Origin of the sequence: Aquimarina algicola (genome assembly GCF_006443095.1) — a bacterium.
In the GTDB taxonomy this organism is placed as follows: domain Bacteria; phylum Bacteroidota; class Bacteroidia; order Flavobacteriales; family Flavobacteriaceae; genus Aquimarina; species Aquimarina algicola.
The window spans coordinates 481,423-504,963 of the sequence record NZ_VFWZ01000005.1 but is presented as its reverse complement, the minus strand read 5'-3'; the positions used below and the strand labels follow the sequence as shown (position 1 = coordinate 504,963).

At 31.9% G+C, this 23,541-nt stretch carries 16 protein-coding genes; 14 read left to right on the top strand and 2 right to left on the bottom strand.

Going from position 1 to position 23,541, the window contains the following annotated elements:
• Window positions 1-19 precede the first annotated feature (19 nt).
• The 5 genes from FHK87_RS17935 (at window position 20) to FHK87_RS17915 (ending at window position 6,399) form a co-directional block, all read left to right on the top strand.
• Entirely contained in the window at window positions 20-829 is an 810-nt protein-coding gene (locus FHK87_RS17935) for a TrmH family RNA methyltransferase (RefSeq protein WP_140595144.1), read from the top strand.
• A 91-nt stretch (window positions 830-920) separates the two neighbouring features.
• Complete coding sequence (locus tag FHK87_RS17930; RefSeq protein ID WP_140595143.1) at window positions 921-2,153, top strand: M48 family metallopeptidase; 1,233 nt, start codon at window positions 921-923, stop codon at window positions 2,151-2,153.
• A gap of 195 nt (window positions 2,154-2,348) precedes the next feature.
• A complete protein-coding gene (locus FHK87_RS17925) occupies window positions 2,349-4,553 on the top strand; it encodes a RelA/SpoT family protein (protein WP_140595142.1) in 2,205 nt (734 codons plus the stop codon).
• Window positions 4,554-4,656: 103 nt separating this feature from the next.
• Window positions 4,657-5,115, top strand: coding sequence for a Fur family transcriptional regulator (locus tag FHK87_RS17920; RefSeq protein ID WP_140595141.1), 459 nt, complete (start codon window positions 4,657-4,659; stop codon window positions 5,113-5,115).
• 12 nt (window positions 5,116-5,127) lie between these two features.
• On the top strand, window positions 5,128-6,399 hold the full coding sequence (locus FHK87_RS17915) for an adenylosuccinate synthase (protein ID WP_140595140.1): 1,272 nt from the start codon (window positions 5,128-5,130) through the stop codon (window positions 6,397-6,399).
• 80 nt (window positions 6,400-6,479) lie between these two features.
• Here the strand turns inward: FHK87_RS17915 and FHK87_RS17910 are convergent, their stop codons facing one another.
• Window positions 6,480-7,838: a PD40 domain-containing protein gene (locus tag FHK87_RS17910; RefSeq protein WP_140595139.1), complete on the bottom strand. Its 1,359-nt coding sequence runs from the start codon at window positions 7,836-7,838 to the stop codon at window positions 6,480-6,482.
• 409 nt (window positions 7,839-8,247) lie between these two features.
• Here FHK87_RS17910 and FHK87_RS17905 point away from each other — a divergent pair, with 409 nt between their 5' ends.
• From FHK87_RS17905 to FHK87_RS17865, 9 genes are all read left to right on the top strand, one after another.
• A complete protein-coding gene (locus FHK87_RS17905) occupies window positions 8,248-10,143 on the top strand; it encodes an OstA-like protein (RefSeq protein WP_140595138.1) in 1,896 nt (631 codons plus the stop codon).
• Between the two features lie 53 nt (window positions 10,144-10,196).
• Window positions 10,197-11,381, top strand: coding sequence for an aspartate aminotransferase family protein (locus FHK87_RS17900; protein WP_140595137.1), 1,185 nt, complete (start codon window positions 10,197-10,199; stop codon window positions 11,379-11,381).
• Between the two features lie 433 nt (window positions 11,382-11,814).
• Complete coding sequence (locus FHK87_RS17895; RefSeq protein WP_140595136.1) at window positions 11,815-13,209, top strand: tetratricopeptide repeat protein; 1,395 nt, start codon at window positions 11,815-11,817, stop codon at window positions 13,207-13,209.
• A gap of 91 nt (window positions 13,210-13,300) precedes the next feature.
• Complete coding sequence (locus FHK87_RS17890; protein ID WP_140595135.1) at window positions 13,301-14,266, top strand: DUF368 domain-containing protein; 966 nt, start codon at window positions 13,301-13,303, stop codon at window positions 14,264-14,266.
• A gap of 6 nt (window positions 14,267-14,272) precedes the next feature.
• Window positions 14,273-15,298 (top strand): DUF368 domain-containing protein, encoded by a 1,026-nt coding sequence (locus FHK87_RS17885; RefSeq protein WP_140595134.1) that lies wholly within the window; start codon window positions 14,273-14,275, stop codon window positions 15,296-15,298.
• 7 nt (window positions 15,299-15,305) lie between these two features.
• Window positions 15,306-16,040 carry a shikimate dehydrogenase family protein gene (locus tag FHK87_RS17880; protein WP_140595133.1) on the top strand — a complete coding sequence of 245 codons (735 nt, stop codon included), beginning with the start codon at window positions 15,306-15,308 and terminating at the stop codon, window positions 16,038-16,040.
• A 141-nt stretch (window positions 16,041-16,181) separates the two neighbouring features.
• Window positions 16,182-18,344, top strand: a complete 2,163-nt coding sequence (locus FHK87_RS17875; RefSeq protein WP_140595132.1) for a DUF349 domain-containing protein — start codon at window positions 16,182-16,184, stop codon at window positions 18,342-18,344.
• Between the two features lie 6 nt (window positions 18,345-18,350).
• Window positions 18,351-18,980 (top strand): methyltransferase domain-containing protein, encoded by a 630-nt coding sequence (locus tag FHK87_RS17870; protein WP_140595131.1) that lies wholly within the window; start codon window positions 18,351-18,353, stop codon window positions 18,978-18,980.
• A 248-nt stretch (window positions 18,981-19,228) separates the two neighbouring features.
• Complete coding sequence (locus FHK87_RS17865; RefSeq protein WP_140595130.1) at window positions 19,229-22,687, top strand: starch-binding protein; 3,459 nt, start codon at window positions 19,229-19,231, stop codon at window positions 22,685-22,687.
• 71 nt (window positions 22,688-22,758) lie between these two features.
• Here the strand turns inward: FHK87_RS17865 and mazG are convergent, their stop codons facing one another.
• On the bottom strand, window positions 22,759-23,532 hold the full coding sequence (gene mazG / locus FHK87_RS17860; RefSeq protein WP_140595129.1) for a nucleoside triphosphate pyrophosphohydrolase: 774 nt from the start codon (window positions 23,530-23,532) through the stop codon (window positions 22,759-22,761).
• Window positions 23,533-23,541 lie beyond the last annotated feature (9 nt).

Genomic DNA, 23,541 nt, shown 5'->3' with positions numbered 1-23,541 from the left:
TCTTAGTATCTTTGTAGCTATGCAAAATAAAATACAAAGTTTACAAAACAATAAAATTAAACTTCTATTACAATTAAAGGAAAAATCAAAAGTTCGTAAAAAAGAAAAGTGTTTCATTATTGAAGGCAAAAGAGAGATCTCATTAGCTTTAGAGGGAGGATATACTATTACTCAAATATATTATTGCCATGATATTTGCACCTATGAGCAGGCGAGTAAGTTGACTTCAAATATACATCAGCACATTGATTTTTTTGAAGTAACTACAGAGATCTATCAAAAGCTTGCATATAGATCAACAACAGAAGGTATTATTGCATTAGCAAAATATAAAAGTACTACAATAGAAAATCTGTTAATTCCAAATAAAAATCCACTAATACTCGTTGCAGAAGCTCCTGAAAAACCTGGAAATATAGGAGCTCTATTAAGAACGGCAGATGCCGCGCAATTAGATGCTGTTATTATTGCTAATCCAAAGACCGATATTTACAATCCTAATATTATTCGATCAAGTGTAGGTTGTGTATTTACAAATAATGTAGCTACCGGTACTATGACAGAAGTTATACAATTTCTAAAAAGTCACAATATCAATATGTATGGTGCGGCATTAGATTCCTCAACAAATTATACACGACAAGATTATACAAAACCTTCTGCTATTATAGTAGGAACCGAAGCCACAGGGCTAAGCGATTATATCTTAGCGCATACAACTCAAAATATTAAAATCCCAATGAATGGTGTTATTGATTCTATGAATGTATCTGTAGCTGCTGGTATTCTTATTTTTGAAGCTAAACGGCAAAGGGGATTTGATGATTAAAAGATAAAACTATCGTAAAAACAAATTAAAATCATTACCTTACGCTTTCCTACAAACCCCAAATTTTGAACGACTTAATTGCTAAAATTCAATGACCCCCAATTCTCTTTTTTACCTATTGATATCAATTATTATAATAGTTTTTCTAATAGATACTTTATTAGACTTTCTTAATGCCAGACATTATAATGATGATATCCCAAATGAACTTCAGGATGTTTATCCAAAAGATGAGTATCAAAAATCTATTGAATATAAAAAAGTTAACTATAAATTTAAGATAGTTTCATCTACTATTTCTTTATCAATAATGCTCCTCTTTTTCTTTTTAGATGGTTTTGCATGGGTTGATCATATTGCAAGAGGCTTTTCTAGTAATCCTATAGTTGTAGGTCTTATTTTTTTTGGGATCATAATGATTGGAAGTGATATTCTTTCTACACCTGTATCGTATTACAAAATATTTGTTATCGAAGAAAAATTCGGTTTTAATAAAACAACAATCAAGACTTTTTTTGTAGATAAAATTAAAAGCTTGATCATGATGGTTATTGTAGGAGGCGGTCTTTTATCTTTGATCATTTGGTTCTATCAAATTACAGGAAACTCATTTTGGATATATGCATGGGCATTAATATCGATATTTACACTTATAATGAATATGTTTTATGCGAAACTTATTGTTCCTATCTTCAATAAGCAAATTCCTTTAGAACCAGGAGAATTAAGAGATACTATAGAGGCTTATTCAAAAAAAGTTGGGTTTCAATTAAAAGATATTTTTGTAATAGACGGTTCTAAAAGAAGTACAAAAGCAAATGCATACTTTTCAGGATTAGGTTCTGAAAAACGAGTTACATTATATGATACACTTATCAAGGATTTGGATAATGAAGAAATTGTAGCGGTATTGGCTCATGAGGTTGGACACTATAAGAAAAAACACATTATTTTTAATCTTGTATTATCAATATTACTTACTGGCCTTACATTATGGTTTTTATCGCTTCTTATCGCTAATCCTATACTTTCTGAAGCGTTAAAAGTAGAACAACCTTCGTTTCACATTGGGTTAATCGCTTTTGGTATTTTATATAGTCCGATTTCTGAAATTACAGGTTTAGTTATCAATATTGTCTCAAGAATATTTGAGTATCAAGCAGATAATTATGCAAAGGCTACATATAATGGTGAAGCATTGATCAGTAGTCTAAAAAAACTATCAAAAAATAACCTTAGTAATTTGACACCTCATCCCGCAATGGTATTTATACATTATTCTCATCCCACTTTAGCACAAAGGATCAAAAACTTAAGAAAATAAAAGAATTATTGACCTTTATTGATAATGATTAGAATTTTGACCTTTATTGATAATGATTAGAATTATTGTATAAATAAAAATTATGGTATTCTATAGTTTTTAGGTACAATTTTTGTCTATATTTATATTAAAGTAAACGGGCTTTGGGGTATCACACATTACAATTAATAGGGCTTTTTATAAAAACATTTTGTTATGACTGAAGCTGCTATAGATGAAGAAAACAAAAAAATAGCTAAGCAATATAAAGAATTGCTTCGTATAAGCTATAGAAATCTTTCAAAAGAAGATAAGATACTAATTAGACAAGCCTTTGATGTAGCTGTAGATGCGCACAAAGACCAAAGAAGAAAAAGTGGAGAAGCATATATTTTTCACCCTATCGCGGTTGCTAAGATTGTTGCGAGTGAGATTGGGTTAGATGCCACTTCAATTGCCGCTGCTCTCTTACATGATGTTGTAGAAGATACGGAATATACTTTGGTAGATATCGAGCAAATGTTTGGAGAAACTGTTGCTCGTATTGTTGATGGACTTACAAAGATATCGTCATTAAAAAAAGATAAAGACATCTCTTTACAAGCAGAGAACTTTAGAAAAATGCTTTTAACCCTTAATGATGATGTTAGAGTAATCATTATTAAGATTGCAGATCGTTTGCACAATATGCAAACTATGGATTCTATGCGCCCTGATAAACAGGTCAAAATTGCTTCAGAAACACTTTATATCTACGCTCCCCTAGCCCATCGAATCGGCTTATACAATATAAAAACAGAATTAGAAGATCTAGGACTAAAATATACTGAACCCGAAGTATATAAAGATATACTAGAGAAAATAACAGAAAGTAAAGAAGAACAGGATGAATATATAAAAAGGTTTTCTGATCGTATTAAAGAAGGATTAGATAGAGAAGGACTTAATTATGATATTAAAGGAAGACCAAAATCTATTTTTTCTATCAGAAGAAAAATGGTAAAACAAAACATCACGTTTGATGAAGTTTATGACAAGTTTGCCATACGCATTATCTATAAATCTGATCTGGAGAACGAAAAATTTATCGCCTGGAAAATATATACGGTTGTTACAGATTATTATCGTCCGAATCCTATACGACTTAGAGATTGGATATCACAACCTAAATCTACAGGTTATGAAGCACTACATATAACCGTTATCGGTCCTGACAGCAAATGGGTAGAAGTTCAAATTCGTAGTGAACGTATGCATGAAATTGCAGAAAAAGGATACGCTGCTCACTACAAATACAAAAATACCGAAGAAAAACAAGATCAAGGATTAGATGGCTGGCTCAACAGATTACAAGAAGCTTTAGAAAACTCTGAGGCTAATGCTGTAGATTTTGTTGAAGAGTTCAAACTCAATTTGTATGCAAAAGAAATTTTTGTTTTTACACCAGAAGGTGATCTCAAATCATTACCAAAAGGAGCTACTGCATTAGACTTTGGATTTAGTGTTCATACAGAAGTAGGATTAAAGACAAGAGGAACTCGAGTAAACGGAAAACTTGTTCCCTTAAGTCACGAATTAAAAAATGGCGACCAGGTCGAAATCATTACTTCCAGCAAAGCTAAACCATCTTCTAACTGGCTAGATTATGCAACGACTGCAAGAGCCAGATCAAAAATCAAATCTGCTTTACGTGATGAAAAAAAGCAAATTGCAGAAGATGGCAAAGTTATTCTAAAAAGAAAACTTCGCTCACAGAAAATCACAATGAGCGAAAAAGTAGTCAACGAACTTGTCCTCTATTTTAAGTTAAAAACCAGTCTGGATCTTTTTTATAGAGTTGGTATCGGAACCATAGATAATCAAAAAATTAAAGATTTTGCTACAACACGTAGTAATGTCTTCATGAATTTTATTAAAAATAGAATTCGACGTGGTAACATAAAAGATGTTGATAAAGAAGAAATCACATCAAAGTTTGATCTTCTTGTCTTCGGAAAAGATTCTGAAAAATTAGAATACAAATTATCAAATTGTTGTAATCCTATACCAGGAGATGATGTTTTTGGTTTTATTACTGTAAATGAAGGAATCAAAGTTCATAAAAATGATTGTCCAAACGCTTTACAATTACAAAGTAATTACGCCTATAGAATCATTCCTGCCAAGTGGATAGATTCTAGTCAGGAAGAATTCAAAGCTGTTATTAAGTTAAATGGTATTGATAATATTGGTGTTGTAAATGAAGTTACCCAAATTATTTCAAACAACATGCATTTGGCAATCTACAATATGCAATTTGATACAAACGATGGAGTATTTACCGGAAAAATTACAGTAGGTGTAAAAAATAAAAACACACTCAAAACAGTAATCAAAAATCTTGCAAAAATAAATGGTATTGACAAAGTATTCAGAGAATAAATTCAAAACCAAATTTATCTTCAAATACATAAAAGAAACTTAATTACCTCTATATTGGTTAGGGAGCTATAAAAAAATAATGTAACTTTGTTTTTTTAAATGTATGAGTACTAAAGCAACTACAGAAAACGATCAGGCAATAGTTAAAAATGTGTTTACCAGCTTCCTTGAAGAAAATGGTCATAGAAAAACACCTGAGAGATATGCCATACTTCAAGAAATTTACGAAAGTGACGAACATTTTGACATAGAATCTCTATATATCAAAATGAAAAATAAAAATTATAGAGTAAGCCGTGCTACTCTTTACAATACTATAGAGCTTTTGCTTGAATGTAAACTAGTAAGAAAACATCAATTTGGGCAAAATCAAGCACAATACGAAAAATCTTATTTTGATAGACAACATGACCACCTTATACTTACCGACACTGGTGATGTTTTAGAGTTCTGTGATCCTAGAATCCAGTCTATTAAAAAAACTATAGAAGAAATTTTTGATGTAGATATTACAAATCATTCTTTGTATTTCTATGGCACCAAAAAAAATCCAATCAATTAATCAAAAAAACTAATGGCGGTAAACTTATTACTTGGTCTTCAATGGGGAGATGAAGGTAAAGGAAAAATTGTAGATGTTCTAACAAAAGATTACGATATAATAGCTCGATTTCAAGGCGGTCCTAATGCCGGACATACGCTCGAGTTTGATGGCATAAAACATGTTTTACATACGATTCCAAGCGGTATTTTTCATGATAAAGCTATTAACCTCGTAGGAAATGGTGTAGTTATAGACCCGGTAATCTTCAAAAAAGAATTAGATAACCTCAATAAATTTAATCTTGATTACAAATCAAAACTACTCATTTCTAGAAAAGCACACCTGATATTACCAACGCATAGAATTCTTGATGCTGCTTCCGAAGCTTCAAAAGGAAAAGCAAAAATAGGATCAACTTTAAAAGGAATTGGCCCTACATATATGGACAAAACCGGAAGAAATGGTATAAGAGTTGGTGATCTGGAACTCGAAGATTGGAAAGATCGATATAGAAATCTGGCCAATAAGCATGAAGCCATGATCGATTTTTATGACGCAAAAATCGAATATGATTTAAAAGAACTAGAACAAGAGTTTTTTGAAGCCATTGAAACGTTAAAAACACTCACTTTTATCGATAGCGAAGAATATCTTCATCAAGCCCAAAAAGAAGGAAAAACGATACTAGCAGAAGGAGCACAAGGATCTTTATTAGATATCGATTTTGGAACATATCCATTTGTAACCTCTTCTAATACTACTGCTGCTGGTGCTTGTACCGGTTTGGGTATTGCCCCAAACAAAATTAAAGATGTATTTGGAATTTTTAAAGCATATACCACACGTGTAGGTAGCGGCCCTTTCCCTACTGAACTTTTTGATAAAGATGGAGAAACAATGGCAAAAGTAGGGCACGAATTTGGAGCTACAACAGGAAGACCCAGAAGATGTGGATGGTTAGATCTTGTTGCTCTTAAATATGCCGTTCATGTCAACGGAGTAACTAAACTAATGATGATGAAAGGCGATGTTTTAAGCGGCTTTGATACCTTAAAAGTATGTACCGCATACAAGTATAAAGGAGAGACTATCACTCATTTACCATATAATATCGAGGCAGAAAATGTTACCCCTATCTATACTGAAGTAAAAGGTTGGTCTGAAGATCTGACACAAATGACAGAAGCTTCTCAATTACCAAAAGAGCTAAATGATTATATAGCATTTTTAGAAAAAGAACTTGAAACACCTATTACCATAGTATCCGTTGGACCAGATAGAAAACAAACAATACATAGGTAATAAACATAAAATATTGTACTAAAAAAACACCGTTTAGACTTCGATCTTAAACGGTGTTTTTGATTTAATCTCCTAAGAAATTACAAAGATGTAGTTTCAACTTTAACAGGTTGAAGTCTAAAGATTCTTTCTAACTTCTTAACCGGTTTAGATCTCAGCTTTTGATCCGGAAATGATATAATCTGTTTAAAGCCATAAATATCATCATCACCCATACCCCCTTTTCTATTACTGGCAAAATATCCCCTATGATTACTTTCATCAATAATAAAAGTAAAATCATCCTTATTACTATTAATAGGTTCTCCTAGATTATATATATCAAAATTACCTGTATCATTCTGGGTTGCCATAAATATATCCAATCCTCCTAATCCTTTGTGACCATCACTTGCAAAAAACAAATTACCTTTATCGCTGATATATGGAAAAGTTTCTCTTCCAGAGGTGTTAATGCTACTACCTAAGTTCTTTGGTTTTCCAAAACTTCCATCTTCATTTATGCTACAAACATAAAGATCAGACTCTCCTAAACTACCCGGCATGTCACTTGCAAAATATAATAACCGGCCATCTGGCGAAAGCGCAGGATGTGCAATAGAATATTCGTTACTGTTGAAAGGTAATTCTTCAATATTTATCCATTTTCCTTTACTATATTCTCCTTTATAGATTTTTAATAATGTGGTACCACCTGTACTCTTTTTCAATTTTCCTTTTGAATAATTATTTCTAGTAAAATAAACTGTTTTTCCGTCTTTACTAAAAACAGCAGAAGATTCATGAAATTTTGTATTAATATCCCCTTTTAGTCTTGTTATTTTCTTTTGACCTTTTGTAGTATAATAAAGATCTAAAAAGGGTTGATTATTCCAGTCGTTTACTACAGAAGAAAAGCTTTTTGAGCTCCTAGAAGATGCAAAGACTAATTCATTATTATAAAAACTAGGTGAATATTCAGAATATTTAGAATTAATTGACAGAGCATTTACAACAAATCTCATAGATAGATTTTCTGATTGCAAATAATTAACAGGCACTATACTTGCTAAATCATTATCAAGATTTTGAATTTTGTTTATAAATAATTTCTGAAGAGTCACATCTTGATCTATATAACTTCCAATATGTTTAAGGCAATGAGCATATCGTTTTAAATGTTCATATTTAATTTGCGAAGGATGTCGTTTTACCAATTCTTCATACCAATGTGCAGCTTTTTCTAATTTACCATCAAAGTAATATGAATCCCCTATTTTTTCATATAGTTCTTTATCATGATATCCTTTTCTTAGAATTTTTTTGTAAATATTTCTAGCTTTAGAATGTCCATGTTCTTCAAAAGCCTGATTTGCTCTTTGTAGCTGTTTTTCTTGCGAAATAATTGTCCCCCAAAAAAACAAAAATAATAGAGCCCCAAAGTTTTTTATAAAAACCATCTATTACTCTTTTGTTATTAATAATACAACCTGAGTTTTTACAATTAAATTGAAATACCAATTTGTGAATACAAAAAAATGAGTATGTATCTATCTATCGATAAAAATTGACTGTAAAACCGAGCTATCCCCATAGCTACAGGTCTTTAATTCTTGTTGTTTTCCTTCAGCAATTTACTGATGCTTAAGCACATAAAGTGTTAATAAAATCTAAAAATCATAGAAACAAAAACGTTAAAGTCTTGAATCCCTAAGTATATACGTACTCACAAAAATCCAGGTTTACTATTATCTTGCAACAAATTTTCATTTTTTATGTATTTTAAATGTAGATGTGGTTTTTATTTAAAGTATTATACTACAATCATTAGCTACAATTTTCGTTATTTTGCATACAAATTTTAGACATTTGAAGAATACATTTTTCTATACCTTGATTATCTTTTTTCTTTCGATAACAGTATTTGCACAAGAAGGGAAACAAATCAAAGTACAATCTGACCGTACAATAAAAGATCAAAATCGATTTCCTGGTGCTACAATACTTGCCAAAGTTGATAAACAAGTCTATATGCAGCATGAAGGTATCGAAATATGGTGCGATCAAGCTGTTCACTATGGAGAAGATAGATTTGTAAAGGCGCTAGGTAATGTTATCATCAAACAAGGAGATACGTTAACTATGACCAGTAAATATGCAGAATATAATGGCAACACTCAATTTGCATATGCTCGCGATCAAGTGTTTATGGAAACCCCTTCTAATACTTTGAGCACAGATACTTTATTTTTTGATCGTCTAAAACAACAAGCCTATTACAGAAGCGGAGGTACTGTTAAAGATTCTTCTAATACATTGACCAGTAAAATAGGTAGGTATTTTATGGATAGAAAACAATATTCATTTAATACAGATGTAAAAATTGTAAATCCTGAAAATACAGTAGATTCTGATCGATTAGACTATTTTACAGAAAACGGCCATGCATATCTATATGGTCCATCAACCGTAAAAGGTAAAGAAAGTACTTTATATTGTGAAAGAGGATTCTATGACACAAAAGTAAAAACAGGATATGCAATACAAAATGCAAAAATTGATTATGATGAACGTACCGTTTTTGGAGATAGTATCTTTTATAATAGTGCCATTCAATTTGCATCTGCAACAAATAATATTAAAGTATTAGATACTGCCAATCAATCTGTAATAACAGGTCATTATGCAGAAGTTTTCAAAGACAAAGACTCTGTCTTTATAACAAAGAGAGCACTTGCTGCTACCTTACAAGAAAATGATTCCATCTTTATTCATAGCGATACACTTATGATAACAGGAAAACCGAATCATCGAATTATGAATGGTTTTTATGATGTAAGAATTTATAAAAGTACCATGAGTGGTAAAAGTGATTCTATTAATGTAAACCAAACTACAGGTTATACCCGAATGCTTGGCAATCCTATATTATGGTCGCAACGAAATCAAATGACCGGCGACACCATAATTCTTATATCAAATACCAAAACAGAAAAACTGGATTCTTTAAAAGTCTACGAAAACGCATTTCTAGCACAAGAAGATACACTTAAAGCCGGCTATAACCAGGTAAAAGGTCAAATTCTTTATGGATTATTTAAAGATAATGAACTCTATCAAGTAGATATAGATAAAAATACAGAAACCATATTTTTTCAAAGAGAAAGCGAAGGCGAACTTAAACTTATCGGGATCAATAAAGTACTCTCAAGTTCCATACGAATGCTAATGAGTAACCGGGAGATTGAAGATGTTTATTATTACCAAAATATTGACGGTACATTATATAGAGAAATCGATCTGCCAGAAAATGCTCGAGAATTATCCGGGCTTAATTGGCGGGGAGAGGAACAAATCAAAAGCAAAGCAGATTTATTTAGAGGAGAAGCACCTTTAGAATTAATCAAAATAAAAGGAATCCCCTTGCCAAAAGTAGAAGATGACTTTTTTGATGAAGATACTGTAAAACGTCTTGAAGATAATAAATCAGAAGGATCAAGATTATTAGAACAAGAGCTTAAAGATGCAGAATTAAAAGAAACCAACGAAAAACTAGACTCTTTGCAAAATCTGGATACTATCACTCCAAAAACAGAAATTAAAGAAGATGTAGAAAAAGAAACAAGAAAAGATCAGAAAAAAACATCTATGATCGATTTAGATATGTCTCGCACAGCAAAAGAGCGAGATAGTATTACTGTAACAACATTACAATATAAAGAAGAAGAAAACAATAAAGTAATCGATAGTCTACAGAAACAATAAACACCTTTTTTAAAAGATATTTTTTTAAATATAAATTAAAAAACCACCCAATATTGAAAGAAGACTTCTTTACATATCAAGCGCAAACGACTCCACACCCATTAGCAATAGAAATATCTCATGCAAATGGAAGCTATATTTATAGCACCGATGGCAAAAAATATCTGGATTTTGTTGCCGGAGTCTCTGCTTGTAGTTTGGGGCATCGCCACCCCAAAATAATCAAAGCTGTAAAAGAGCAACTTGATAAGTATCTACATGTAATGGTATATGGAGAATATATCCAAAAACCTGCTGTAGAACTCACAAAACTACTGGCCTCTCTCCTACCCAAACCTTTAGAAAAAACCTATTTAACCAATTCTGGAACAGAGGCAATAGAAGGATCTTTAAAACTAGCTAGAAGAGTAACAGGACGAAGTCAAATTATTGCTGCAAAGCTTGCCTATCATGGTAATACTATGGGATCTATGAGTGTAATGGGTTACGAAGAACGTAAACAAGCGTTTAGACCTCTTATCCCTGATGTTTCATTTATAAATTTTAATAATGAAGAAGAACTAAAAAACATCACTACAAAAACTGCAGGAATAATTTTAGAAACAATCCAAGGTGGCGCAGGATTCATTGTTCCCAAAAAAAATTATTTAGAAAAAGTTAGTCAACGTTGTAAAGAAGTTGGTGCAATGCTAATTTTGGATGAGATACAACCTGGCTTTGGAAGAACCGGAAAACTATTTGGTTTCCAAAATTATAATATCGTTCCTGATATTATAGCTATGGGCAAAGGTATGGGAGGTGGATTACCAATAGGAGCCTTTACTGCTTCTACTGCTGTGATGGATCAATTACAAGACAACCCAAAACTAGGGCACATTACAACATTTGGAGGCAATCCTGTAATTGCGGCTGCCGCTTTGGCAACATTACGAGAGATTACAGAAAGTGACGTAATGGCAGCTTCCTTAGAAAAAGAAAAAATATTTAGATCTCTTCTCATTCATCCTTTAATCAAAGAAATTAGGGGTATTGGACTTATGCTTGCTTTTATAACACCATCAGCAGAAATCACTAATCAAATCGTCTTAAAATGCCAAGAAAGAGGATTGATTTTATTTTGGCTATTATATGAGCCTTTAGCTGTTCGGATAACACCTCCGTTAACTATCTCTATCGAAGAGATCAAAGAAGGATGTAAAATAATTCTTGATGTTCTAGACGAAATCCAAAATAGTTAAAGTATCCGTATTACTTTATTTTTTCCATAAAAAGACTTATATTGATTAGAGATATAACTTTCCACAAAGATTCAAATATTTTTTATTACAGCCTCTATAAAATTAAAGTTCAGCAAACTAAAGAAATGGTACACGTTTTGTTAATTAGTTTGTTAAAAACAATTGGTTGAATAAGTATAATGATTCAATATCATTTGTAATTTTAATACTAAACAAATCAAAGAAACAGGAAGTAAGTTAAGTTTCATGTTATGATGCTTAACAGATGTAAAAGGAAGACAAAAAACATTTATCCAATTTTCTATGATTTTTAAAACATCTTTAATCAACGTGTATGAAATGAGTTTTGTATGATTTAAAAATTTATTTTAAAACAATAAATAATCTACAAAATGAATTCCATCTGATAAATGTATAAAGTAAACGCTACCGGATGAAGTTTAACCACGAAGAAGAAGAAAATAATTTCTCAATTACTAGATATGAATCTATGTTGAGATCTAATGATGTAAAGTTTTTTGATTCGGACGAGTTCGAATCTATTATACATCATTATTTAGAGAACGGAAAAATTGCAAAAGCAAAAAAAGCAATCGCATTAGGTTTATCACAGCATCCATCGTCTGTAAATCTAAAATTATTAAAGGTCGAAGTATTAGTTTTTGAAAATCGCTTGGATAAAGCAGATACTCTACTAGCACAATTGCATGCTATTGAGCCAGAAAATGAAGAAGTTTATATTCAAAAGGCTAATATATTATCAAAACAAAACAAACATGTAAAAGCAATAGAGCTTTTAATGATGGCATTAGAATATACAGATGATCCTGCCGATGTGTACTCATTAATAGGTATGGAGTATTTGTTTATGGATGATTTTGAAAATGCCAAAACAAATTTCATGAGATGTCTCGAAGCAGATGATGAAGATTATTCTGCTTTATACAATGTTATTTATTGTTTTGACTTTCTTGATCAACATACTGAAGCCATAGAATATTTAAATTTATTTCTGGATAAAAATCCGTATTGTGAAGTAGCATGGCACCAAGTAGGTAAACAATACTTCGATTTAAAAGAATATGAAAAAGCACTCGCAGCATTTGATTTTGCGATAATAAGTGATGAATACTTCATTGGTGCTTATTTAGAAAAAGGAAAAGTACTCGAAAAGTTAGGAAGATATAATGAAGCGATTGAAAATTATAAAATAACATTAGAGTTAGATGACCCTACCTCTTTTGCCTTATTACGTATAGGTAAATGTCATGAAAAATTGGGTAATAAAGAGCTAGCGATACAGCATTATTCAAAAACAGTACATGAAGACCCTCTTTTAGACAAAGGATGGATTGCTATTACTGATTTTTATATGCGTAAGCGTGATTATCAAAAAGCATTATATTACATTAATAAAGCTATCAGTATTGATGCAGAGAATGTATTATACTGGAAACGATATGCCAAAATAAATAACCGACTCGCTTTTTTTGAAGAGGCAGAAAGAGGCTACAGAAAAGCATTAGAATTAGGAAATTATGAGTTAGAAACCTGGTTAAACAGATCTGATATTCTAAAATTTTTAGGAGAAGAAGATGCGTCAATTCAATGCCTGAAACAAGCAATAGAATTCTACCCGGATAATGCTGAAATTCAATACAGGTTAGCTGGTTTATATTATCAGAAACAAGAGTATAATAATGGTGAATTACATCTAAGAAAAGCACTCAAAGTTGATTTTGAATTTCATATCATATTAGAGGAGCTTTTTGAAAACATTTTTAACCTTACAATTGTCAAAAAAATAATTTCAGAATATCAAAAGTAATCTTTCTAAAAGAGTGCTTTTTTTCCAAGTTGACCGCATTGCAAAAATCCATACATTTGTTTTGATTAACAAAATTTAAAATCAAAAACTAATGCGAAGAAGTCTTAAGGACTACCTTATTATTTCTCTTAAAGGACTAGCCATGGGTGCAGCAGATGTTGTGCCTGGTGTCTCAGGAGGAACGATAGCTTTTATATCAGGTATATATCAAGAATTAATTGAAACTATAAATAACTTAGACTTTTCGTTTTTTTCTTCTTGGAAAAAAGATGGCTTTTTAGCCTCCTGGAAAAAATACAATCTTTCATTTTTGACTGCATTATTTACCGGGATCGCAATAAGTATATTATCATTGGCAAAACTTATAAAATGGCTCATGCATAATGAACCTTTATTGTTGTGGGCATTTTTCTTTGGATTAGTCTTGGCTAGTATATTTTATATTGCCAAACAAATCACTCGTTGGAAATTAGTTGTTATTATTGCTATAATCATCTCTGCTATACTTTCATATTTAATCACAATAGCAGAACCATTTTCTTCTCCCGAGAGTCATTGGTATCTTATATTTTGTGGGTTTATCGCTATAATTGCTATGATACTGCCAGGTGTTTCGGGAGCATTCATTCTATTAATATTGGGTGCATATCAAACATTTATAGACATTTTAAATCAATTAAGAAATGGGCTCTTGCAATTTGATTTTGACATCTTATGGCAAGCTATCTCTAAGCTATTACTTATTGCTATTGGTGCAATTACGGGGCTTAAAATTTTCTCCAAAGTATTAAATTGGATGTTCCTAAACCATAAAAATACAACGTTGGCTATACTCACAGGTTTTATGATCGGATCTCTAAACAAACTTTGGCCATGGAAAAAAGTACTTTCTTGGCGAACTAACTCAGAAGGAGTAGAGATTCCATTTATAGAAAAAAGTATACTCCCTACACAATTTGAAGGGGATAGTAAAATTATATGGGTGTTAGCATTTACAACGATAGGCTTTCTGATTATTCTTATTTTAGAGCGACTTTCTACCAAAAAAGCAAATTAATCATTCATGCAACAAAGCACTCGAACCTTTACAGATAGATTTTTTTTGATCATCAAAGGTCTTGCCATGGGTGCTGCTAACAAAGTTCCAGGAGTATCTGGTGGAGTTGTAGCCTTTGTAGCCGGTTTTTATGAAGAATTTATCTACTCGTTACAAAAAATAAACTTCAAAGCATTCAAGCTTTTTACTAATTTCAGGTTCAAAAGTTTTTGGAGATATATTAATGGTAAATTCTTAGGATTACTTATTCTGGGAATGTTGATAAGCTATTTTAGCGTTTCAAAAATACTTGACTATCTTATTATTCATTATGAATTATATGTATGGGCTTCTTTTTTTGGTATGATCATAGGGTCTATTTATTATATCGTTAAAGATTTTAGTGATTGGAGTCCCAAAAATATTTTTCTCATTATAACAGGTACCATTATTGGAGTCGGGATAAGTTTAATGGACCCCGCAAAAGAAAATGATAATCTATGGTTTGTTTTTTTCTGTGGAATCATTGGTGTTTCGGGCATGACATTACCAGGACTATCCGGATCATTCATATTAATATTACTTGGTAATTATGTACTGCTACTTGTAGACTCAGTCAATGCTCTATATGATACCATTGCAGATATTATTCGTTGGGACTTTTCTTTTGTAGAAGATGTTAAAAGAATTCGGTTATTAAAAGTACTTACCATATTTAGTCTAGGCTCTGTTACCGGATTAGTAACGCTATCACATATACTTGGATATGTTCTGAAGCATTTCAAAAATGCTACTTTTGCAATTATTATTGGTTTTATTACCGGTTCTTTAGGTGTTGTGTGGCCCTGGAAAAACAAAGTATACAAATTAGATTCTCTCGGAAATATACAAATCGACGCTTTAGGCAATCCTATACTTGATAATTACGATCGTTATTTTCCAAACTTTACTATACTAGAAACGTATATCAGTATTTTTTATATATGTGTTGGTATTGGTATTGTTTTATGGTTAGAATGGTATGGAAATCGTACCTCAAAATCTTCAAAATAAAATAAACATGACAAAAATTTATGGTCTCTTGGGCAAAAACATAAGTTACTCTTTTTCAGAATCTTTCTTTTCTAAAAAATTTGAAAAAGAAAATAAAGATTGTAGTTATACCAATTTTGACCTTAAAGATATTACAGCTGTTGAAGAAGTAATTAAAAATGAAACCGTTCAAGGGCTCAATGTAACGATTCCCTACAAAGAAGAGATTATATCCTACCTTAACGAATTAGACCCTACTGCCAAAGAAATTGGTGCTGTGAATGTGATAAAATTCGATAAGAATAAAAAATTGATTGGGTATAATAGTGACTACTATGGTTTTACAGAGTCTCTAAAACCTCTTTTGCAAAAAAGACCAGTACAAAAAGCATTAATACTCGGTACGGGTGGGGCTTCAAAAGCAATAGCATATGCTTTAAAAAAACTAAATATTGAGTATACATTTGTATCTCGTACCCCTAACACCCAAGAATTGAGCTATAATCAACTCGATCAGAATATCATCAATTCAAATAAACTAATCATAAATTGTACTCCTTTAGGCACCCATCCTAATGTTCAAAATTATCCGAACATACCATATGAATATCTTTCTGAAAATCACATTTTATACGACTTGATATACAATCCATCAGAAACTACTTTTTTACGTAAAGGAAAAGAAAAAGGAGCACTAATATCTAATGGATTACAAATGTTAATTCTGCAAGCCGAAAGATCATGGGAAATTTGGAATACGTAAAAACTTACCCTTTTTTGTGATCTAATTCTTACATAAATACTATTTAAGTAATCTTAAAACCTTATAATAACTTTGAGGTTTTCTAATATGTTAGTATCTTAGTCAATACTTAAAGTTTAGACACACTAAAAAGTTCACACAATGTCCACAAGCGATAACCTGCCAAAAGCAGATGGAAATGAAGAAAATAAGATAGAAACTCTAGAGAATCACTCTGATGAACATCAAACATCTAAAGATGATGATTTACAAGCTTCAGAAAATCAAAATCTAGAGGAAAACACTATCGATGATGCTGAAAAAAAAGAAGCTGATGAAGTAATTGATACTTCAATTACTGAAAGTGATATTGCTAATAGTGATACTACAAATACTGCTGAAAAACAATCTTCTGATGTAGAAAATACTGAAGATAGTAATGCTAATACCCAAGTTGAATCTCAACAAAATACTTCTGAAAATACTACAGATCAAAATGCTGAAATTCCTCAAGAGTTAGCATCTTCAACTTCAGATCATATACATGACCAAATGAACGAGGCTGTTGCTGCTCATAGTGAAGATGAAACAACTATGGAAAGTCATGAAATCGAGAAAAAAGATTATCATGCAATGAGTAAAGAAGAGTTGGTCAAAGAACTACGCATTTTAATTAAAAATGAAAAAGTTCAAACCATAAAAGAGCACGTTGAAGAGATCAAAACAGAATTCAATAATAAATTTAATGAAGAAGTAGAACAGAAGAAAGAGGAGTTTTTGGCTAATGGTGGAGATATTATTGATTTTTATTACTCTACTCCTATCAAAAAAGAATTTAATTCTGCATATTTTGATTATAAAGAAAAACGTAATGCTTATTACCAAAATCTGAAAAAAGATCTTCAGGAAAACTTTAATAGAAGACTTGAACTTATCGAAGAATTAAAAGGACTTTTAAACGTAGACGAGAATATTAATACTACATATAATCATTTTAAAAGTATACAGGAAAGATGGCGTAATGCCGGACCTATTCCCCGAGATAAATACAATACTGTTTGGAATACTTATCATCATCACACAGAAAATTTTTATGATTTTTTACATCTAAACAGAGAATTTAGAGATTTAGATTTCAAACATAATTTAGAACAAAAGCTCAAAATTATAGAACGCGCAACAGAGCTTGCACAAGAAACAGATGTAAATAGAGCTTTTAGAGAATTACAACTTCTGCATAAAATGTGGAAAGAAGACCTCGGTCCGGTTAGTAAAGAATATAGAGAACCAATTTGGGAAAAATTTAGCTTGCTAACCAAACAAATCCACGAAAACAGACAACTTTATTTTAAAGAACTAGACAAAGTATACGAAAAGAACCTAGAGGTCAAAAGAGAGATCATAGCTAATATAACAGAAGTTGGTCAAGATCAGCCTAAAAGTCATAATGGTTGGCAACAAAAAATCAAAGAAATCGAAGCATTACGAGAGCAGTTTTTTAAAGCCGGTAAAGTTCCTTCTAATGTAAATGAGCAAACCTGGAGTGAATTTAAATCTGCCGTAAGAGACTTTAACCGAAACAAGAATGCTTTCTACAAAGGATTGAAGAAGGAGCAATTTGAAAATCTAAACAAAAAAATGGAACTAATTCAAATTGCAGAGGACAATAAGGATAGTGATGATTTTAGTGTCACCACTCCTCTAATGAAAAAAATTCAATCAGATTGGAAAAAGATTGGTCACGTTCCTAGAAAGGATAGTGACAAAATATGGAAACGATTTAAAGACGCTTGTAATTTTTATTTTGATAGATTACATGCCGAAAGAAATGAAGCCAATAAAGAAGAAGTAGTTGCTCTTGAGAAAAAACAAGAGCACATTGAATCGCTAAAATCCTTGGAGTTATCAGGTGACCCTGAAGCCGATCTAGCTACAATTAAAGAAAACATAGCTACTTGGAAAGGCATAGGACGAGTTCCTTACAAAAAGAAAAATATCGAAGCAGAATACAATAAAATTTTAGATAATCTTTTCCAACAACTTAACTTAAGTCGTAAAGAGACAGAACTAATTAAATACGATAATAAGCTAAACACACTTTCTAATCAAACTGATGATCGTGCTATTAGAAATGAACAAAGTTTTATTCGCAAGAAAATTGATGAAGTTAATGCCGAAATTCGTCAATTAGAGAACAATCTTCAATTCTTTAAAAATGCAAAAGACGATAATCCATTAGTTATAGATGTACTAAAGAATATTGAAAAGCACAAAGAGAATTTAGACGTTTGGAAAGCTAAATTAAAGAAGATCAAACAGCTATAATAATTCATGCTTTGCTCACTATGTGCTTCAAAAACAAATGTGTTTTCTGAAGTTCAGCATAAAAAATATTTACAATGTAACGAATGTAATAGCGTAATGCTTGATCATTCGTTTTTTCTTTCTAAAAATCAAGAAAGAGAAAGATATAACCTGCATCAAAACGATGTTTATAATTTAGGATATCAAAATTCTGTATCTACCATCATAGAAAAAGTTGTTAACAACCATTCTAAGCACGATAAAGGGCTTGACTTTGGTTCAGGTACAAATTCTGTGGTCTCTTATCTATTGAAAAATAAGAACTATGACATTCTAGAATACGATCCTATTTTTAAAAATAAAAATGATGTTCTTTTGGATAGTAATTATGATTATATAATATGCTGCGAAGTAGTAGAACATTTTTATCGTCCAATACAAGAATTTCAGTTATTATCACGTCTTTTAAAACCAAACGGAACACTTTATTGTAAAACAAAACTATTTACAGAAAATATCAATTTTGATACCTGGTGGTACAAAAATGATCCTACACATGTGTTTTTTTATACTCCAAAAAGCATCAACTGGATTAAAAACAAATTCAATTTTGGCCATGTAGAAGTTGCAAAAGATGTAATTATTTTTCAAAAATAAAAACGATATCATTTTTTCTAATTAGCGAACAAACTTGGCAATCAACTCTTCTAAAACCAAGAAATTCAGCAACTTATCAACACGAAAACGTTGTAGTAAATTATTGAAGTCTAGACAGATGACTATTTTTTATAAATTACAATATCAACACATAAAATCACAAATAAACAAATATTACACAAAAAATTAACACCCATATAACACATATAGCAATTACACTGAATTTTTCTAATTACAAACTCACACAAATGAAAACATTATTATCCAACCTGTTTTACATGATAAACATAGGAATTATGTTTATTGCTCCATTATCAGCAAATAGCCAAATAGATTTCCGAGAAGAAACAATTTATTTTTTGATGACCTCTCGTTTTTTTGATGGTGATTCTTCAAATAATGCTCCTACAGAATGGTCATCCTATAACCCTGACCCCACAATAAATCCAACAATAACAGACCCTAATGATGTTACTTGGAGAGGAGACTTCAAAGGATTAATCCAGAAATTAGACTATATCAAGGATCTTGGATTTACAGCAATATGGATCACTCCTATTGTTCATAATCGAAGCCCATTAGATTATCATGGTTATCACGCCTGGGACTTTACAAAAGTAGATCCTAGATTAGAATCTCCTGATGCTACTTTTCAAGATTTAATAAACGAGATTCACGCTCGAGATATGAAAATTGTTTTGGATATCGTAACTAACCATTCAGGTCGATTTGGTATTAAAGATGTCGCAGAAATAAAGTATAATACAGATCCCAATGCTTCTTGGTACGCTCCTGACAATTCGAACTGGGAGTATGATGGTTTAACTCCCAATCCAGAAGATGGGTTGATTTGGAGCAGAGCTAATCTTGCGAAAATGCCTCCTCCATACAATCAAAATTTGGCTGCATTCAATTTTCCCAGTAAAGAAAACTATGTTGACACTACTGACCCTAATTGGTATCATCACTCAGGAAATGGATTTGCTCAGGGTTTTGATGATATAGAAAACTTACAAAATAGAGCACTTGCAGGAGATACACCAGACCTTAACACCGGAAGCCAAGTAGTACGTGACTATTTAGTTAATGCCTATACAACCTTTATTAATATGGGAGTTGATGCATTTAGATGGGATACCGTCAAACATATGAGCAAAGAAGACATTTTATATTTTTATGATGCGTTTAAAAAAGTAAATCCAGACTTATTTATTTTTGGAGAAGTGGCACAAAAACGTCATGAACTACACCCGGTAGACAAAATAAACCCTCACTACTACACCTGGAGAGGGGCTGTAAACAATTCAGAACCCATAGATTTAGCCGTGATTGATTTTTTTGCAGAAGCTACATTTCATGGCACTTTTGAAGAAGGTCAATCCTTCTCTACTGTAAAAGCAGCTTCAAGATATGATCACCTTTACAGTGATACTTCTACTCTGGTTACATGGTTAGATAATCATGATTTTGGTCCTAACAATGATTGGAACAGACGCTATGGAGGTTCTGATGAAAACCTGGCAGCATGCATGAATTTTATGTTCACCTGGCGGGGAATACCTGTAGTCTATTATGGAACTGAAATGCGATTTAAGTCTGGAGAATTTGCTGACATTCATGACGCATCCGGTATTCAAAAATCTATTGATGAAACTGGAAGAGCATATTATGGGAATGTGATTGATCAAGCTCCTAATCATAAGATTTATCAACACATAAAAAAATTGAATGCTATCCGAAAAGCAGTTCCTGCTCTTCAAAAAGGAGCATGGAACTGGAAAGATGCACCAGGAAATGCAGTTGCTTATCGTAGAATTTATCAAAATAGTGAAGTTGCAGTAGGTCTAGCCAAAGATGGTGATGCCTCCTTTTCTATTTCAGGAATGACAGACGGAATCTATAGAGATGCTGTTACCGGACGTGAAATCCAAGCTTCTAATGGTACCTTAAATTTTAATGTGACATCTGGTTCTGCAGGAATTTATGTACATAATGGTCCCGGGCTTATCGGAGGTTGCGGAGGTGGTTTTTTTGAAAACTGTGTTAATGGTCCATCAAAACCTGTAGTAACCATAGACCCTCAACTTACAAGATCAGAAAACCCTATTCAAATTACATTAGATGCTGTTGGTGGTGCAGGAGCACCTTATGCAATTTACTATACTACAGATGGTACAACACCCAATACCTTAAGTAACAAATATACAAGTCGATTTACGATAACAACATCTTCAACAATAAAGGCAATAGCATACGACAAAAACAATGAACCATCAGATATTATTACAAAGAACTATACAATAGGTACTCTTGAAGGACTACGTATTTATATAAAAAAACCTGCAAATTGGTCACAAGTTAATATTCATTATTGGAATGAAGTTCCTGATATATTATCCCCTAGTGTATGGCCAGGACCTCAAATGACAAGAATTGATAATTCTGATTGGTATGAATATATATTTGAAGGAATCGAAAGTACTAATTTATTATTTAGTGATAATGCCAATAATAAAACACCTGATCTTTTTAGAGATAAAGACGGCTGGTATGACAATGGCGTTTGGTACGACACAAGGCCAGATGGTGACGTCAACATGCCCCCTAAATTAACAATGACACCAGAAGGTGGAGTTTTTTCTGATGGAGAAACAGTTTTAGTAACACTTAGTGCAAATGATGATAATTCTGATGAAGTTAACATCTATTATACACTCAATGGGGATCAGCCAACAGTATATTCAAATGTATACACGAATCCAATACCACTAACAAGTAATACAACCATAAGAGCTATTGCATACGATACAGGAGGATTAAGTTCTGAAATAATTAGTCATGAATTTACTTTTTCTTCGACTTCAACAGATCAGCTAAAACTGTATTACAAAGGCTCATTGTCTAACCCAAGCATTTACTTTTGGAATACTAATCCTATAAATGTTGATACCAATTGGCCTGGAGAATCTATGACCGATATAGGAAACGGTTGGTATTTGTATACTTTAGATCAAATATCATGTACCAATCTAATCTTTAGTGATAATGGAGTAAATCAAACGGCAGACCTTAATCGTTGTGGAGATGGCTGGTATTATAATGGCACTTGGTATGACAGTAACCCAAATGAACAGTCACAACCCGAAGAGCTAACTGTATATTTCAAATCAGACTCTTATGCATCGCCAACAGTATACTATTGGAATACTAGTCCTCCAACAATGTCGATTAACTGGCCAGGTGAATCAATGATTTCTGACGCAGATGGTTGGTATCGCTACACTTTTCCTGAAATAACTTGCGCTAATCTGATTTTTAGTAATAGTGGTTCTTCTCAAACTTCTGATCTAAACAGGTGCAAAAACGGTTGGTACTATAATGGCGTTTGGTATGATAACAAACCTATATTATCAAAAGGTGCTGAAGCCAATTCTATTAATTCAAATATATATGTTTCGCCAAACCCCATTTCTGAAGCATCTACGATTTCATGGTACGTAACCAAGAATAATAGCAAAGTAAAAATAGAAATTATCAACGTATACGGAGTTCAAGGTGTAATTTACGAAGACGTAGTTGATCAAGGCAGGCATCAATTTTCCTTAGATACAAAATATAAAATGAAAGCACCTGGGATATATTTCTGTAAAATCAGTATTGATAATACCACTCACATTAAAAAATTATTAAAAAAGGAAAGAAATTAAAGAATATCTTTTTAGCAAATACTCTACTTATATTTACGAACATAAGTAGGGTATTTATTATGACAAGAAATTTATAATTTTTTGGCTTCTTCCCAAAAAACATCCATTTCTGAAAGTGTCATATCTTTTAGACTTTTATTATTTTCTCTTGCTTTTGCTTCTAAATACTGAAATCGCTTAATGAATTTTTTATTAGTTCGTTCAAGAGCATCTTCGGGATTAACATTCAGAAATCGAGCATAATTAATCATTGAAAAAAGTACATCTCCAAATTCTGACTCTATCTTATCTTGATCCTGTACATTAACTTCATGTTGCAACTCTTCAAGTTCCTCTTTTAATTTTTCAAAAACCTGATGAGGCTCTTCCCAATCAAATCCCACTCCAGCTACTTTGTCCTGAATTCTACTTGCTTTGACTAGCGACGGCAATGATTTTGGGACACCTTCTAAAACACTCTTTTTTCCTTCTTTAAGTTTCAAGTTTTCCCAATTGCGTTTTACATCTTCTTCATCATTTACTTCTACATCACCATAAATATGAGGGTGTCGATTAATAAGTTTTTCACATATCTCATTAGCAACATCTGCCATATCAAAATCATTGGTTTCGCTCCCTATCTTTGCATAAAAAACAATATGTAGAAGTAAATCTCCTAATTCTTTTTTTACTTCAACCAGGTCATTATCTAATATTGCATCACCAAGCTCATACGTCTCTTCGATGGTGAGATGCCTTAATGATTGCAAGGTTTGTTTTCTATCCCAGGGACATTGCTCTCGAAGTTCGTCCATAATAGTTAGCAATCTATCAAACGCCTTGAGTTGATCCTTTCTTGAATTCATAATTTGAGA

Coding starts and splice junctions, on each gene's coding strand:
- FHK87_RS17920 (WP_140595141.1), top strand. CDS start 4,657: ATGAGTACTAAAGCAACTACAGAAAACGATCAGGCAATAGTTAAAAAT.
- FHK87_RS17930 (WP_140595143.1), top strand. CDS start 921: ATGACCCCCAATTCTCTTTTTTACCTATTGATATCAATTATTATAATA.
- FHK87_RS17910 (WP_140595139.1), bottom strand. CDS start 7,838: ATGGTTTTTATAAAAAACTTTGGGGCTCTATTATTTTTGTTTTTTTGG.
- FHK87_RS17870 (WP_140595131.1), top strand. CDS start 18,351: ATGCTTTGCTCACTATGTGCTTCAAAAACAAATGTGTTTTCTGAAGTT.
- FHK87_RS17880 (WP_140595133.1), top strand. CDS start 15,306: ATGACAAAAATTTATGGTCTCTTGGGCAAAAACATAAGTTACTCTTTT.
- FHK87_RS17935 (WP_140595144.1), top strand. CDS start 20: ATGCAAAATAAAATACAAAGTTTACAAAACAATAAAATTAAACTTCTA.
- FHK87_RS17865 (WP_140595130.1), top strand. CDS start 19,229: ATGAAAACATTATTATCCAACCTGTTTTACATGATAAACATAGGAATT.
- FHK87_RS17925 (WP_140595142.1), top strand. CDS start 2,349: ATGACTGAAGCTGCTATAGATGAAGAAAACAAAAAAATAGCTAAGCAA.
- FHK87_RS17885 (WP_140595134.1), top strand. CDS start 14,273: ATGCAACAAAGCACTCGAACCTTTACAGATAGATTTTTTTTGATCATC.
- FHK87_RS17915 (WP_140595140.1), top strand. CDS start 5,128: ATGGCGGTAAACTTATTACTTGGTCTTCAATGGGGAGATGAAGGTAAA.
- mazG (WP_140595129.1), bottom strand. CDS start 23,532: ATGAATTCAAGAAAGGATCAACTCAAGGCGTTTGATAGATTGCTAACT.
- FHK87_RS17895 (WP_140595136.1), top strand. CDS start 11,815: ATGAAGTTTAACCACGAAGAAGAAGAAAATAATTTCTCAATTACTAGA.
- FHK87_RS17890 (WP_140595135.1), top strand. CDS start 13,301: ATGCGAAGAAGTCTTAAGGACTACCTTATTATTTCTCTTAAAGGACTA.
- FHK87_RS17875 (WP_140595132.1), top strand. CDS start 16,182: ATGTCCACAAGCGATAACCTGCCAAAAGCAGATGGAAATGAAGAAAAT.